Origin of the sequence: Niabella sp. (assembly GCF_030150205.1) — a bacterium.
GTDB lineage: Bacteria > Bacteroidota > Bacteroidia > Chitinophagales > Chitinophagaceae > Niabella.
Genome location: NZ_JASLGT010000008.1, coordinates 17,631 through 32,197, shown reverse-complemented (window position 1 = coordinate 32,197; position 14,567 = coordinate 17,631). Strand labels below are relative to the sequence as shown.

Below are 14,567 nucleotides of genomic sequence, written 5' to 3'. Positions count from 1 at the left end.
CAGGTTGGGCTTCTAGGGGACAGGGAGACTTGAGGGGATAAAGGGGTTTTGTCTCAGGTTTAAGGTTCCAGGCAGATTCCGCTTTATGCTTGGTATAAACGTTACGTTTTCGGTTTCGGCGATATATAGATATCAATCGGAGGGAAGAACATGGAACTGTAACGGTCTATCCATTTCCACATTCTCACTCCCGATATCCATCGGGATTCAAATTTTCAAATTTCTCAATTCCCCATATTAACTTTCCCTTATTTATCATCACACCTCGCGGTCGGTAAAGACAAAAGCGATTAATTTGTAACATGAATCTGGTATCCCGCTTTATTGCTGCAATTGTACTGACTGTTATGATGGTTCCCGGTTTTTCGCAGCCCCGGGTTGAACGTGATAAGATTTTATTGCCCAACGGCTGGTCGCTCACGCCCGCCGGTACCCATGTACCCCTGGGTGATCTTCCCCTGAACCTGGTGATCAGCAACAGCGGGCGCCTCGCTGCCGTTACCAATAACGGGCAAAGCACACAAACAATTGATTTGATCGACCTGGTTGCAAAGAAAAGAGTCGATAGCATTGTGATCGCCAAATCCTGGTACGGACTCGCTTTCAGCAGTAACGATCAGTACCTGTATGCATCCGGTGGTCATGATAATATGGTGAAAAGATATGCGGTACAAAACAACCGCCTGGCTTTAAAAGATTCTTTTCTACTGGGCGAAAAATGGCCCAACCGCATTGGTACTGCGGGCCTCGATGTGGATGATAAAACCAGTAACCAGCTCTTTGTGGTTACCCGGGAAGACAGCAGCCTGTATATATTTGACCTGGCTACCAAAAAAATAAAAAGCAAAACAAGCCTGGGATCGGAAGCCTATACCTGTAAGCTATCGCCCGACCGGAAAAAATTGTATATCAGTGTTTGGGGTAACCGGAAATTACTGGTATGGGATGTAGCCGCACAAAAGATCACTGCGAGCATCACCACCGGCAATCATCCCAACGAAATTTGTATCAGCAAAAACGGTAAATTGTTATACGTAGCCAATGCCAATGATAATTCGGTGTCGGTAATCAACACGACTACCAATAAGGTTATCGAAACATTAAATGCCGCGCTGTATCCCAATGCGCCCAGCGGTTCTACCAGCAATGGGGTGGCGCTTTCCGCAGATGAAAAGACCCTTTATGTGGCTAATGCCGATAATAACTGCCTGGCTGTTTTTGATGTATCAGTTCCCTCAAAATCGGTGTCTAAAGGATTCATCCCCGTAGGCTGGTACCCTACCAATGTAAAAGTGTTGGGGAAACAGATCCTGGTGACCAATGGTAAAGGAATGTCATCGATGGCCAATCCCTACGGCCCCAACCCGGTGAATAACAAAGAAGTGGTATTGCGGCATGCCGGTGATATGGATCGCCCGGCGCAGGTACAGTATATTGCCGGGTTGTTCCGGGGTACATTGAGCTTTATCCATACGCCCACTCCGGCACAGCTGGCTGTATATTCACATAAAGTTTACCAGAACACACCTTATTCGAAAGATAAAGAGCTCACGGCCCAGGGAGAAGAAGGCAACCCGGTGCCTATGAAGGTGGGTGCGCCTTCCCCCATCAAACATGTATTTTATGTGATCAAGGAAAACCGTACTTATGACCAGGTGCTGGGAGATATTGCCCATGGGAACGGCGACAGCAGTCTTTGCCTGTTTGGCGAAAAGATCACGCCCAACCAGCATAAGATCGTAAACAATTTTGTATTGCTCGATAATTTTTATGTAGATGCAGAAGTAAGTGCCGACGGACATAACTGGAGCATGGGGGCTTATGCTACCGATTATCTTGAAAAGACCTGGCCCTCCAGCTATGGCGGTCGCGGCGGTACCTATGGAGGCGAAGGAGAGCGTAAGATTGCGAATAACCGCGATGGCTTTATCTGGGATCATGCCGCACGGAACAACGTGTCTTTCCGTACCTATGGAGAATTTGTGGATGATGGCAAGGCAAAACTGGATGTGCTTAAAGGCCATTTTGCCCGGGGATATACCGGCTACGACCTGGGTGTGCCGGATACTACCCGTTTCCGGCAATGGAAGCATGACTTTGATTCATTGGTAGCGGCAAACGCGCTGCCCCAATTAACCACCCTGCGTTTTGGTAACGATCATACCGAAGGAATGCGTGCCGGACGTAAAACACCTTTTGCGCATGTGGCCGACAATGATCTGGCTGTGGGCATGTTTGTAGATTATATCAGCAAAAGTCCTATCTGGAAGGAGTGCGCCATCTTTATCCTGGAAGACGATGCCCAAAACGGGCCGGATCATGTGGACGCGCACCGGAGTACGGCCTATGTGATCAGTCCCTATGTAAAACGGCGCTCGGTAGATCATACGATGTATTCCACCTCCGGCATGCTGCGTACGATTGAGCTGATCCTGGGCATGCCACCCATGACGCAATATGATGCGGCTGCTACACCCATGTGGCGTTGTTTTACCGCTACGCCGGATTTCACTGCATTCGATCATCTGCCTGCAACTATCAACCTGCTGGAGCGCAACCCGGCACAGGGAAAACTGGCCGCAATAAGCGAAAAATTCGACTGGTCTAAGGAAGATGCTGTTCCGGACCTGGTGTTCAATGATATCCTCTGGATGGGCATCAAAGGAACCCCGGCACCATCGCCGGTACGGGCTGCTTTCTTAAAAATCCCGGAGAAGAAAAAGAAAGGGGATGACGATTGATGCTTTAAGGATAACCAGGTTGCCACAAAGGCTCTAAGGCACGAAGATGCACTAAGGTTAAGTTCTTCTTTGTGTTTCCTGGTGTTTTCCGGTCTTCGCGGTTGTTTTTTCACGCAACGACGCAAAGGAACTAAGACGCGGCGATGTAGGCATTTGCCACAAGACTCTAAGGCGCGAAGATGCACAAAGGCTAAGTTTCTCTCTTTGTGTTTCTTTGTGTCTTCCGGTCTTTGTGGCTATATCCCTTCCGGAGCACCCAGCCGCCCTTTCGCCTTTTTCAAAAACCGCAGCGTTAAAAATAAGGCAGAAACCGTAAGGCCCACGATCAATCCCAGCCAGATGCCCACACCACCCATGTTAAAATGAAAGGCCAGCAGGCATCCGATCGGAATGCCCAATACCCAATAGGCGATGGCGATAAAAATAGTGGGTACGTTTACATCTTTAATGCCCCGCAGCAAACCGGCGCTGATGGCCTGGATGGAATCGGAGATCTGGAAAACGGCTGCCAGCAACAGGAAGGTAGCCGCAAGGGACAGTACTTCCGTATTATTATTAAACAGGTGCGGCAGCTGGTTACGCAGCAAAATAAACAGCAGGCAGCAGAAAGAACCATAGATCAGCGCCAGCACAATGGTGCTTTTGCCGATCACAGAAATGCGTTTGAGATCCGTTGCTCCAAAGGCCGTGCTTACACGGATGGAGCCCGCCTGTGAAAGTCCCATCGATACCATAAACGTAAACGAAGCGCAGCTCAATGCGATCTGGTGTGCGGCCTGCGTAGTAGCATGGATGGTGCCCATCAGGATGCCTGAAACGGCAAAGGCCCCGGCTTCCATCCCGATCTGGAGACTGCTGGGGATCCCGATCTTTAACAGCTGCCGGAACGTAGGACCATTCAGCTTCCACTGGTTCTTTGCAACGGCAATATAGGGCCGGAATACGCGGTGGTTCAGGATCACCAGGGCAAGGGCAATAAAAATAGCTGTGCGTGTAATAAGCGTGGCATAACCGGCGCCGATCAATCCAAATTCCGGAAGGCCCCAATGTCCGTAAATAAACACCCAGTTCAGGAGCGCATTCAGTGGTATGGCGGCTATAGACAGCACCATGGCCGTTTTAGTATACTGCAGCCCGTCTGCAAATTGTTTCAGGGTCATAAACAGGATCATAGGAATAATGGAGAGGCCCATAACCCGCATCAGCGGGGCAGCATAGGCCACCACCTCCGGATCCTGGTCCAGGTGATAAAGCACTTCGGTTCCTGCAACAATGGCCGCCGCAATCACAATAGCGGCAAGGGTACAGAGAATAAACCCGTTATATAGATAATGCGAAATCAGCTGGCGATCGTATTTTCCATGGGCCAGAGAAACCATCTGGGCCACAGAAATCGTTACCCCGATGCCCAATACAAAGGGAATATTGATTACGTTCAGTACCAGTGCAGCAGCAGCCAGCTCCTTATAGCCCAGTGCGCCGATCATGGCCGTATCTACCAGGTGCAAAGAGATCTGCGCAATTTCGCCAAGAATAATGGGAAATGCGAGCAGTAATGTATTTCTGGCTTCTTTCTTGTAATTCATAGATGGGCAAAATTAGCATTCATAAATGAGGGGATAACATTTAAACGGCATAATTTTTTATACTTTCGGGTAGGGAGCGATCCGCAATGAGTTTTCAGTGGTCAGTTTTCAGTCTTCAGCGCTGAATACTAAAAGCTGAATGCTGAAAGCTAAAAGCAAATGGCTGACAGCTCAACCCAAAGATCTGAACCAATAAAAAATGAAAAGTGAAATAAGATCTACAGATGCACTGAAAGCGGCGCAGCTGAAAAAACATAAGGCCCTGGCCACCGGTTTGTTTTTACTAATGACGCTGGTATTCCTGGGCTGTGTATACCTGTTAAAGTCCCGCACGGATCTATGGATCGGTTATGTAAAGGCATTTGCAGAGGCGGCAATGGTGGGGGCGCTGGCAGACTGGTTTGCTGTAACCGCCCTGTTTCACCATCCGATGGGATTGCCCATTCCGCATACCAACCTGATCGAGCACAGTAAGAAAAGCATCGGGGATAACCTGGGGAATTTTGTAGTGTCCAATTTTCTCAATGCAAAAACCCTGCGTCCTTACATCGAACGGCTCGAATTGAGTTCGGTGGCCGCTGCCTGGCTGATCAAGCCGCAGAATGTGGAGCTGCTGGTAACGGAAGCCTCAAGGTTATTAAAGCGGATGATCGAAACTTCAGATGCTCCCATGATCACGGGGTTTATTGCGCGTAAGGCCGGTGAACTCCTGGATGGTGTACGGTTGAATGAGGTGGTGGCAAACGGATTGGGACTGATCGTGCAACGGGGCGATCATGAACGGGTGCTGAATTTTGTATTGGGTAAGGTACGCAACTATGTGATGGATAATGAAGCGCTGGTAAAACAGCGGGTAAAGGAGCAAAGCCATTTCCTGATCCCGGGATTTGTAAATAATTATATTGCAGCCAAACTCACCAGCGGTATTGCCACCTATCTGCAGGAGATCGAAAAAGATCCGCAACATAAGATCCGGAAAGATTTTAACCGTCAGCTGGCAGTATTTACAGAAACATTAAAAACAAGCCCGGAATGGCAGCGCGACCTGGAATCATTGAAGAACGACCTGCTTACACCGCAGAAGCTGGAGCAATATGCAGGGGATATCTGGCAACGGTTACAGGCACAGGTGCTGCAGGATCTTTCGGCTGAAGATTCGGCACTGCGCCGGTATTTTAAAAAGTCGGTGGAAGAACTGGCCGTCAGCCTGCAGCAGGATGCGGAAATGCGCACCAAGATCGACCGCTGGATCCGGTATAACGCCTACTACTATATTTTACGCAATACCAAACAGGCCGGGACCCTGATCAGCAATACGGTGGGCAATTGGGAAGGAAAGGAGCTGAGCAATAAGCTGGAACTGGAAGTAGGAAAAGACCTTCAGTTTATCCGCATCAATGGTACATTGGTGGGGGGAATGGTGGGCTTATTGATTTATACAATCAGCAGGTTGTTATAGCACAGGAACTTTCCATCATTAAAGCTCAAAAAGATCGGATATCGGAGCAGGTCTTTATCTCTAACATAAATTGGTTCAATAAGCGGCTTGCTGAAATTCAAAAACGATATTCATATCTTGGCAGGTAGATTCCCCGGCTCTATTTTATTTCACTGTCAATGACAGATCCCATTACGTATTGGAGAATAATCATTCTTATCGTCGTGGTGAGCGGAGCGCAGCGCAGTCGAAGCATCTCTGTAATGCCGGACTGCCCGAAGATCGGGAGGTCCTTCGACTTCATTTTATTGCGCTCAGGACGACGGAAGCGGGTATCTCATTTCGTTGTGAATGTTGCCCTAATGGCATGCATATAAATACATTTACAAGCACCCGTGTTACTGGTTTGAGCAGACCAGGCTCCCGCCCCCGCTATAACGTTCCCCCGCCTGCCGGCCAACAAAGGTTACGCGTTGCTTCGCCCAACATGACGCTGAATAATGATTTGAACGAGCCCGGCACCGGTATCCGTTACGGCTTCCTTAAATGATAAGCCTTTGGCCTGGTAAAAGCTCTTAATCCCGAATGGGATAAAGTAGCGCCAAACCCCGAATGTTTACGGCCACTCCAGGGTAATGCTGCACTTACCCGGTCACAGCAATTCCAATAACCTGTTCCGGCATCCACCTGCTGTAAAATGGCAGCAGCTCTTTTGAAATCACTGCTGTATACGGATGCGGTAAGTCCATATTCCGTATCCTTCATCTGCGCAATGGCATCTGCATCATCCTTTACCTTCATGATGCCAATGACCGGTCCGAAGGATTCCTCTTTCATGACCCGCATATCGGCGGTAACATCCGTCAGTACCGTGGGCTCAAAATAATAGCCTTTTCCCACGGCTTTTTTTCCACCTGTGATGATGGTGGCCCCTTTGTTAACCGCATCTTCGACCTGTGCATCCAGTACGGCGATCTGTTCTTTGCGGGTGAGCGGGCCAAAATAAACGCCTTCTTCCGTTGGTGCTCCTGTTTTCCAGGAACGCAATTCGTTTACAAATGCTTCCACATAGGCGTTGTATTTATTTTCATGTACATAGATCCGTTCTACAGAGCAGCAGCTCTGGCCGTTGTTATAAAACGCGCCGTCTGCGGTGGCAGCTGCTACGGCTGCAATATCTGCCACGTCGTCTGCCACATACAATGGATCCTTACCGCCCAGCTCGCACTGGCAGGGCACCATCTTTGCGGCCACTTTATTGTAAATAAACTGGCCGGTCTTATAGCTGCCGGTAAAATAATACCCGTTAAAGGGCATGTCTAAAATGGCAGCGCCCACACTGCCGGTGCCAATGGCGGTGAGGAACAGATCGGCCTCCAGCCCGGCTTCCTTCCACAGCCGTTCTATTTCCAGTCCTGTAAGCGACGCATATTCCGAAGGTTTATACAACACCGCATTACCGGCCAGCAAGGCGGGTACAAATACATTTACGCCTACCAGGTAAGGATAGTTCCAGGCGGAGATATTGGCGATCACACCCAGGGGCTCATATACGATCCGTTCTTCCATATCGGCAGTTTCGTTCATCACCTCATCGCTGAGGTATTTTGCTGCATTTGCGGTAAGCCAGCTGATGCGGCCAATGGCGCCGCGGATCTCGTTGGCCGACTGGCTTAGAGGTTTTCCTACCTCACTGGTGAGCACCTGTGAAAGTGTGTGGCTATTCGCTTCCAGCAGTTCACTGAATTTTTTTACCACGGCGATCCGTTCTTCCAGGGGGCGTGCCTGCCAGGCAGGTTGCGCGGCCTTCAGCCGCTGCCATTTTTCCCGGAGGCTTTGTGCATTATCTTCTGTAAGGGTTGCGATCCGCTCTTCTGTGGCGGGATTGATAACTTCCATGTATCAGTTGCTTTGTATGGCTTCTAAAAATATTGTCCGTATGCCTTTGGAGGACGGGGTTTGCTCTAATCCGAAATGGTACATCCGTTCCGGGTGCCACTGCACACATAAGAGGAACGGATGACCGCCTGGCGACAGGCGTTCCAGGGCTTCGGCTACTCCGTCGGGTGCCGTGGCCGTGATCTGTAAGCCCCGGCCAAGGTTGCCAATGGCCTGGTGGTGTGCGCTGTTTACGGCACATAATTCGCTGCCCACGGCCTGGTGCAGGATGCTGCCTGTTTTTATATGAATGCCGTGTACCTTATCCAGGTTGCTGGCTACTTTATGTACTTCATTCCGGGTGCCAAGGTCCTGTACCAGGGTGCCGCCGTAAATGCAATTGATCAGCTGCATACCGCGGCAAATGCCCAGTACCGGTAAACCCTGGTCCTGTGCCTGCCGGAAAACAGCGGTTTCAAAAGCATCCCGTTCTTCCTGGAATTGATCCGGGGCATTGGGGTAACCGGCCTTGCCAGAGTAATATTCAGGAGTAATATCCACACCGCCGGATAATACGATGCCATTACAGCCGGCCGCTGCATCCAGGTTGTTCAGCGCTGCAGACAGGGTGACCACTTCAATGGCAGCATCGCCTTTGAGCCAGCCGGCATAATTGGCATGTTTAAGCTCCGACCCGGTATATGTTAATCCGATCTTCATGCGTTTATAATGCTTCGAGATATAATTGTTTAAAGTTTTCCCTGGATACCGGTTTGGGGTTGTTGGGATGTGCAAAATCCGCAACAGCAAGATCGGCCAGGGTTTCGATATGCGCTTCCTGAACGCCAATGGCCGATAGTTTATGCGGGATGTTAATGGCGGTATTCAGTTCAAAAAGATAATCTACTACATCGGCACCCGTATTCCCGGTGAGGTTTAGGGCCGCCGCAATTTTTTTAAACTTCTGTTCCTGTCCTTCTATATTAAAACGCATACCATAGGGAAGGTTTACGGCGTTGGCCAGGCCATGATGGGTATCCAGCAGGGAAGACAGCGGATGCGCCAGTGAATGCACCACGCCCAGTCCTTTCTGAAAGGCCACGGCACCCATCAGGGAGGCGATCAGCATTTTACTCCTGGATTCAAGGTTCGGGTTCTGTACGGCAGTTGCAATAGACTCCCCAATCAGTGAAATACCCTGCAGGGCAATGCCGTCGCACATCGGATGCTCCATGTTTACGAGGTAGGCTTCCAGGTTATGGGTAAGCGCATCCATACCGGTGGCGGCGGTTATGGCCGGAGGAATGTCCATCGTCAACAGCGGATCGGCAAAGACCACCCGGGCAAGGAGCTTGGGGGAGAAGAGTATTTTCTTTTGATGGGTTTCATCGTCGGCAATGATGGCGCTGCGTCCTACCTCGCTGCCGGTACCGGCGGTGGTAGGAATGGTAATAAAATGCGGTACATCATTGGTTACGTAAATATCGCCTCCAATAAGATCGTCATATTTGAACAGGTCCTCGCGGTGATGCACCCGCAGCACAATGGCCCGGGCTACATCCAGCGCGGCGCCACCCCCAATGCCGATGATAGCATCGCGTCCGGTGGCATCGTATACCTCCGTACCCTTATACACATCTGATTTTACAGGGTTTTTATGAATGTCATAAAATATTTCCACCGAAATCCCGTTTGCGCGAAGCCCTTCTGTGATCTTCTTAAAAAAATCCAGCTGCGCAATCACCGGGTCGGTTACAATCAGTGGCCGCGCCAGGGCGTTCTTTTTTAAATAATCGCCCAGCTCGTTGCTGGCCCCGGCGCCAAAACGGATGGTGGTAGGGAAATTGTATTGATAAATTTTGTCAAATGCCATATGGTAAAATTAATTATAAAAACAGTTGTATTAAGGCCATAAAAAGATAAGCTGGTATTTGTGGATACTTTTAAATAGGTAACCCTATGGAGCTTAAAGTTATAAAAAGGGGATGTTTTATTGTCCCTCCGGGGCAACCCTGTAAGGGCGTTCTGTTGGTAACACGGAGTAAAAGTGCATACAGCCCCATAGGGGCGATCTGTTTTCTCATGATCCTGAAAGTAAAAAACTTCGTCATTGGAAGTTAAAAAAATGCTGATAAAGATGAAGATAAAAGCATCGTGGCTGATTACATGTTTTATGATGCAATAAAAAAACGCTATACGGTATCTTAAGAATGCTTACCGGTTAAGTTCTTTTTCGGTATGAAACGGAGTTATATGATCTCAAAATAGCGTTTCATTTCCCAGTCTGTTACGGTTTTTAAATGTTGTTTCCATTCCCATTCGCGGGTGGCAACAAAATGTTCGGTAAACTTTTCGCCGAATAATTCCCGCGCAATTGCAGAAGCTTTCATTGCAGCGGTGGCCTGCTCCAGGGTGCGTGGCAATACACCCTGCGACTCGTCGGTATACCCATTGCCGGTTACGGCATCCTGCAGTTCCAGTTTATGCCGGATACCATAGAGGCCGGATGCCAGCGCGCCGGCCATGGCAAGGTAGGGGTTCGCATCGGCCCCGATAACCCTGGTTTCCAGCCGGCAGGCGCTTTCGCTTTGCTGCAGTACCCGCAGGGCTACGGTTCGGTTGTCGATCCCCCAGGTAAGGGTTGTTGGTGCCCAGGCGCCTTCTACCAGTCGCTTATAACTGTTGATGGTAGGCGCAAACAGCGGTAAGATCTGCGGCAGGCAATACAGCTGCCCGGCTATATAATGCCGCAGGGTGGCACTCATCTGTTGTTTGTCTTTACCATTGTAAAACACATTCTTTTTATCACTTTTATCCCGCAGACTTTGATGCACATGCCCGCCGCAACCGGGAAGATCTTCGTGGATCTTTGCCATAAACGTAGCCATAATGCCATGTTGATAGGCGATCTCTTTAACCGCGGTTTTAAAAAGCACCGCCCGGTCTGCAGCAGTAAGGATATCGGAATATTCAATAGCGGCTTCGTAGGTGCCCGGTCCGGTTTCTGTATGAATGCCCTCGAGCGGAACATCAAAATCGCGCAGCAGGTCAAACAGTGCCGTAAAAAAACGGTTATTCTGTGAGCTCCTTAAAATAGAATAGCCAAACATGCCCGGAGTAAGCGGGGTAAGCTGCTGAAAGCCTTTGTCTGCGGCGGTTTGCGGCGTTTCTGCAAAATTATACCATTCAAATTCCTGTGCGGCATAAGGCTTAAATCCCTGTTGCAGGGCATCGTTCAATACTTTTTTTAACAGTTGGCGCGGACAAACAGCAGCAGGCCCTCCTTTGCTGTCGATGATCTCGCCCAGGAAAAAAGGAAGCCCGTTCTCCCAGGGAATTTTGCGAAATGTGCTGAGATCGATCCGCGCGGGCGCATCCGGGTATCCTGTGTGCCAGCCGGTATAGCTGCAATTGGTATAAGATACATCACCGGAATCCCAACCGAAAATGACATCACAAAAGGAGGTCTCTTTTTCTGCAATGCCCAGGAATTTTTTTGAGGAAATATATTTCCCGCGGAGGATGCCGTCAATGTCCACATAGGCGATCTTCACTTTTCCCGATGCGTGGTTTTTAACGTACTGTAAAATGTCTTTTGTAGTCATAAGGATTTCTTGAAAAAGAGACTGAATAAAATATAGCTGATCAGCAGCAGGCCCAGGTACACCAATGCAAGTTTGAAATTATAAGCGACCACGGCAATAAAAGAAATACAGGCCAGGATCAATGCCAAAAAAGGAAACAAGGGATAAAAAGGTACTTTGAACGGCCGCTCCAGAGCGGGCTCTGTTCGGCGCAGCCGGATCACCGCGATCATGGAAATGATGTAAAGCGTAAGGGCTCCAAATACGGAAAGGATGATGATCTCCCCGGTTTTGCCGGTCAGCAATGCAATGATGCCCACTACCATGTTTGCAATGAGCGCATTGGACGGAGTTTGAAACCGGCTGTTTATTTTTCCCAGCCAATGCGGGGCAAAGCGGGCCCTTCCAAACTCAAAGGAAGACCGGCCGGCCGCCAGGATGATGCCATGAAAGGACGCTACCAGTCCGAACAACCCTACGGTGATCAGCATATGATACAGGAAGGCATTATTGGTAACAATATGCGATAAGGCCAGTGGCAGCGGAGAGTCTGATGTGGCACCATCATGTGTATATACCACCGATTCCCAGCCGGCCACGCCTACGGAACTGATAAAGGTAAGTGCGCAAAGTACCACCAGGGTAAAGATAGCCGAACCAAATCCTTTTAAAATAGTGCGCTGCGGGTTTTTGGTTTCTTCCGCCACATTAGCGATGCCTTCAATGCCCAGGAAGAACCAGATGGCAAAGGGGATACTGGGGAAGATGCCGGCCCATCCTGCGGGCAGCGCATTTTTTTTAAGATGGGCCATGTCAAAATGCGGCAGGGTAATGCCGGCAAACAACAACAGTTCGCCCACGGCCATGATCGTTATGATCAGCTCAAAGGCCGCCGCCGCTTTTACCCCGGAAATATTCAGCGCGGTAAAAATAATATACACGGCAATGGCAATGCCCAGTACCGGTAGCTGGGGAAAAAATAAATTAAAATAGGCGCCAATTGCAAAGGCAATCGCCGGCGGGGCAAAGATGAATTCGATGCTTTGTGCCATGCCTGCCAGGAAGGCCAGGTCTTTACCAAGGGTGCGGTTGGCATAATCAAAAGCGCCCCCGGCTTTGGGAATGGCGCAGGCCAGTTCTGTGTAACTAAAGGTAAAAGCCACATACATCAGGGCAATAAACAGGGTGGCAATACCCATACCCAGGGTGCCTCCTTTTTCAAGACCCAGGTTCCATCCGAAATACATGCCTGAAATAACATAGCCTACGCCCAGGCCCCACAACATGGTGGCATTAAGCGTTCTTTTTAACTGCTGTGCAGGATTCGTCATATGCTTTTGCTAATAGTTGGTTTCAATGAATCGTTGTCTTATAAAGATATTGATAATATGACCGGTTCTGTTTCTGTAAGGGATTTTTTTTTGCTCAGCAGGAAAAGCCTGTAACCGGTCTTACTCCGGGAACCAGGCGTAAAAGAATTTGCGGATGCTGTCAATTTGGTATACCTTGGCCCGCTTTCGTTTTTAAAGCGGATTCATAAAAACAACAAGATGAGCGCAGGCACACTATACACGGAAGTGGTGTTTTTGAATACCACCGCAGACATATCAGAACTGCTGATTGCAGCATTTGCTGATAAGGCAGATGGCTTTGAAGAGGGCGATACGCAATTGAAAGCATTCTTTAGCGAATCGATCACCACGGAGGAACTGGATGCCGTTTCGGGCCCGCTGCATATTACCTATGAGATCCGGGAGCTGGAATCACAGAACTGGAATGCGCTCTGGGAATCTAATTTTGATCCGGTGGTGGTGGATGATTTTGTGGCGGTGCGTGCATCCTTTCATGCGCCTTTTGAAAATGTGGAACAGGAAATTGTCATCAATCCCAAAATGAGCTTTGGCACCGGACACCATGCCACTACCTGGCTGATGATGCAGCAAATGCGAAAGATTTCATTTTCCGGCAAACGGGTCTTTGATTTTGGCACCGGTACCGGCATCCTGGCCATCCTTGCCCGGAAACTGGGTGCTGCGGCAGTGCTGGCAACCGATATTGATGCATGGAGCATTGAAAATGCCCGGGAGAACTTTGAGATCAACCAATGCACCGGCATTGAGCTGCTGCAGTCGGGGGTGGCCGGCCAGGAGGGTGTTTTTGATGTGATCCTGGCTAATATCAATAAAAATGTACTCATGGAAACCATACCGCAATTAAAGGTACAGCTGGCGCCCGGAGGGGTATTGCTTTTGAGCGGTTTATTGGAAGACGACGCATCTGAAATTGTGAACCGGGCCGTGGAAACCGGGTTGCGGCTGAATGATAAGTTTTTGAAAAACAACTGGTTGTGTATGAGTTTTCAAGTGTGAAATTTTATAAGAATGTTAAAGATTTATTAAGTGACGGTTAGCTTTTTATCGCTATTTTTGTATTTCACTTAGCTGGATATACATGAATTATGTACTACTCTTTTTATTAGCGTATTGTTTGGGCAGTATTCCTACTGCAGTTTGGGTAAGTAGAGGCTTTTTCGGAATCGATATACGGGACTATGGCAGCGGCAATGCCGGTGCTACCAATACCTTTAGGGTACTGGGACCTCGCTGGGGTTCTTTTGTAATGGTCTGCGATTCGCTGAAAGGATTCCTGGCGGTAAAGCTGGCGTTGTTCCTGCCACAGTTTGCAGACAACGATATCGCTTTTTTAAACATCCAGCTCATCTTTGGTATTGCCGCAGTACTGGGGCATATATTCCCGGTATGGGCCAATTTCCGGGGCGGAAAGGGAGTGGCCACTTTATTCGGACTGGTGATTGGTATCAGTCCCTGGACGGCCCTGGCCTGTTCCGGTATTTTTCTGATGGTACTGTACCTGACCCGCTTTGTTTCGCTGAGTTCCATATTAGCGAGCCTGGCATTCCCGGTTTTTATACTCGTGATCTTTAATGTAGACAATCATTTTTACCGGGTCTTTGCCGTTGCAGTGGCACTGCTGGTGATCCTTACGCATCAGAAAAACATCGGGCGGATCCTCAAGGGCGCCGAAAATAAAGTGCCGATCTTTAAAAACAGGGACCGTCGCAAGCGCCGCAGCCGTTAGCCGTAAGCTCTCAATGACCAGTAAACCAAACTGTAAGCTCAGGGCCGGCGCCAACCTTCAAAAAACAAAAATCAAAGATTCAAATTTCAGAATCTGACATGGGCAGCTAAAAGCTGATAAACTGACTTTCAAAGGCAAAAGCCAAATCTCAAAAAACAAAAAATAAAAACCAGAAACCCAATTCACGGACGGCATACTGACCGCTGAAGGTTAAAAGCTGACAGCTCCCGCCTGACTTTGG

Annotated in this window: 10 protein-coding genes; 4 read left to right on the top strand and 6 right to left on the bottom strand. The window is 49.0% G+C overall.

Annotated features, from left to right (window positions below; all coding sequences use genetic code 11):
- Positions 1-302 precede the first annotated feature (302 nt).
- The gene (locus Q1V85_RS04970) at positions 303-2,741 is read left to right on the top strand and encodes a bifunctional YncE family protein/alkaline phosphatase family protein (protein ID WP_300598066.1); all 2,439 of its coding nucleotides are present in this window, start codon (positions 303-305) and stop codon (positions 2,739-2,741) included.
- Positions 2,742-2,977: 236 nt separating this feature from the next.
- Here the strand turns inward: Q1V85_RS04970 and Q1V85_RS04965 are convergent, their stop codons facing one another.
- A complete protein-coding gene (locus Q1V85_RS04965; RefSeq protein ID WP_300598064.1) occupies positions 2,978-4,327 on the bottom strand; it encodes an MATE family efflux transporter in 1,350 nt (449 codons plus the stop codon).
- Positions 4,328-4,526: 199 nt separating this feature from the next.
- On the opposite strand from Q1V85_RS04965, the gene Q1V85_RS04960 reads away from it, so the two are divergent.
- Positions 4,527-5,786 (top strand): DUF445 domain-containing protein, encoded by a 1,260-nt coding sequence (locus Q1V85_RS04960; RefSeq protein ID WP_300598062.1) that lies wholly within the window; start codon positions 4,527-4,529, stop codon positions 5,784-5,786.
- A gap of 510 nt (positions 5,787-6,296) precedes the next feature.
- Here the strand turns inward: Q1V85_RS04960 and Q1V85_RS04955 are convergent.
- The 5 genes from Q1V85_RS04955 to eat all read right to left on the bottom strand — a co-directional run bounded on the left by Q1V85_RS04955 (position 6,297) and on the right by eat (position 12,558).
- The gene (locus Q1V85_RS04955) at positions 6,297-7,664 is read right to left on the bottom strand and encodes an aldehyde dehydrogenase family protein (RefSeq protein WP_300598060.1); all 1,368 of its coding nucleotides are present in this window, start codon (positions 7,662-7,664) and stop codon (positions 6,297-6,299) included.
- Between the two features lie 3 nt (positions 7,665-7,667).
- Positions 7,668-8,363, bottom strand: coding sequence for a gamma-glutamyl-gamma-aminobutyrate hydrolase family protein (locus Q1V85_RS04950; RefSeq protein WP_300598058.1), 696 nt, complete (start codon positions 8,361-8,363; stop codon positions 7,668-7,670).
- A gap of 4 nt (positions 8,364-8,367) precedes the next feature.
- On the bottom strand, positions 8,368-9,516 hold the full coding sequence (locus tag Q1V85_RS04945) for an iron-containing alcohol dehydrogenase (protein WP_300598056.1): 1,149 nt from the start codon (positions 9,514-9,516) through the stop codon (positions 8,368-8,370).
- A 376-nt stretch (positions 9,517-9,892) separates the two neighbouring features.
- Positions 9,893-11,248, bottom strand: a complete 1,356-nt coding sequence (locus tag Q1V85_RS04940; RefSeq protein ID WP_300598054.1) for a glutamine synthetase family protein — start codon at positions 11,246-11,248, stop codon at positions 9,893-9,895.
- Positions 11,245-12,558 (bottom strand): ethanolamine permease, encoded by a 1,314-nt coding sequence (gene eat / locus Q1V85_RS04935; RefSeq protein ID WP_300598052.1) that lies wholly within the window; start codon positions 12,556-12,558, stop codon positions 11,245-11,247. The genes Q1V85_RS04940 and eat overlap by 4 nt, the downstream gene beginning before the upstream one ends.
- Before the next feature lie 219 nt (positions 12,559-12,777).
- Between eat and prmA the strand changes: the two genes are divergently transcribed.
- The gene (gene prmA, locus Q1V85_RS04930; protein WP_300598050.1) at positions 12,778-13,596 is read left to right on the top strand and encodes a 50S ribosomal protein L11 methyltransferase; all 819 of its coding nucleotides are present in this window, start codon (positions 12,778-12,780) and stop codon (positions 13,594-13,596) included.
- Positions 13,597-13,678: 82 nt separating this feature from the next.
- Positions 13,679-14,326 (top strand): glycerol-3-phosphate 1-O-acyltransferase PlsY, encoded by a 648-nt coding sequence (gene plsY, locus Q1V85_RS04925; RefSeq protein ID WP_300598048.1) that lies wholly within the window; start codon positions 13,679-13,681, stop codon positions 14,324-14,326.
- Positions 14,327-14,567 lie beyond the last annotated feature (241 nt).

Excerpts from the sequence above, each read along its gene's own strand:
- Q1V85_RS04970 (WP_300598066.1), top strand. The coding sequence starts at position 303 with ATGAATCTGGTATCCCGCTTTATTGCTGCAATTGTACTGACTGTTATG.
- Q1V85_RS04965 (WP_300598064.1), bottom strand. The coding sequence starts at position 4,327 with ATGAATTACAAGAAAGAAGCCAGAAATACATTACTGCTCGCATTTCCC.
- Q1V85_RS04960 (WP_300598062.1), top strand. The coding sequence starts at position 4,527 with ATGAAAAGTGAAATAAGATCTACAGATGCACTGAAAGCGGCGCAGCTG.
- Q1V85_RS04955 (WP_300598060.1), bottom strand. The coding sequence starts at position 7,664 with ATGGAAGTTATCAATCCCGCCACAGAAGAGCGGATCGCAACCCTTACA.
- Q1V85_RS04950 (WP_300598058.1), bottom strand. The coding sequence starts at position 8,363 with ATGAAGATCGGATTAACATATACCGGGTCGGAGCTTAAACATGCCAAT.
- Q1V85_RS04945 (WP_300598056.1), bottom strand. The coding sequence starts at position 9,516 with ATGGCATTTGACAAAATTTATCAATACAATTTCCCTACCACCATCCGT.
- Q1V85_RS04940 (WP_300598054.1), bottom strand. The coding sequence starts at position 11,248 with ATGACTACAAAAGACATTTTACAGTACGTTAAAAACCACGCATCGGGA.
- eat (WP_300598052.1), bottom strand. The coding sequence starts at position 12,558 with ATGACGAATCCTGCACAGCAGTTAAAAAGAACGCTTAATGCCACCATG.
- prmA (WP_300598050.1), top strand. The coding sequence starts at position 12,778 with ATGAGCGCAGGCACACTATACACGGAAGTGGTGTTTTTGAATACCACC.
- plsY (WP_300598048.1), top strand. The coding sequence starts at position 13,679 with ATGAATTATGTACTACTCTTTTTATTAGCGTATTGTTTGGGCAGTATT.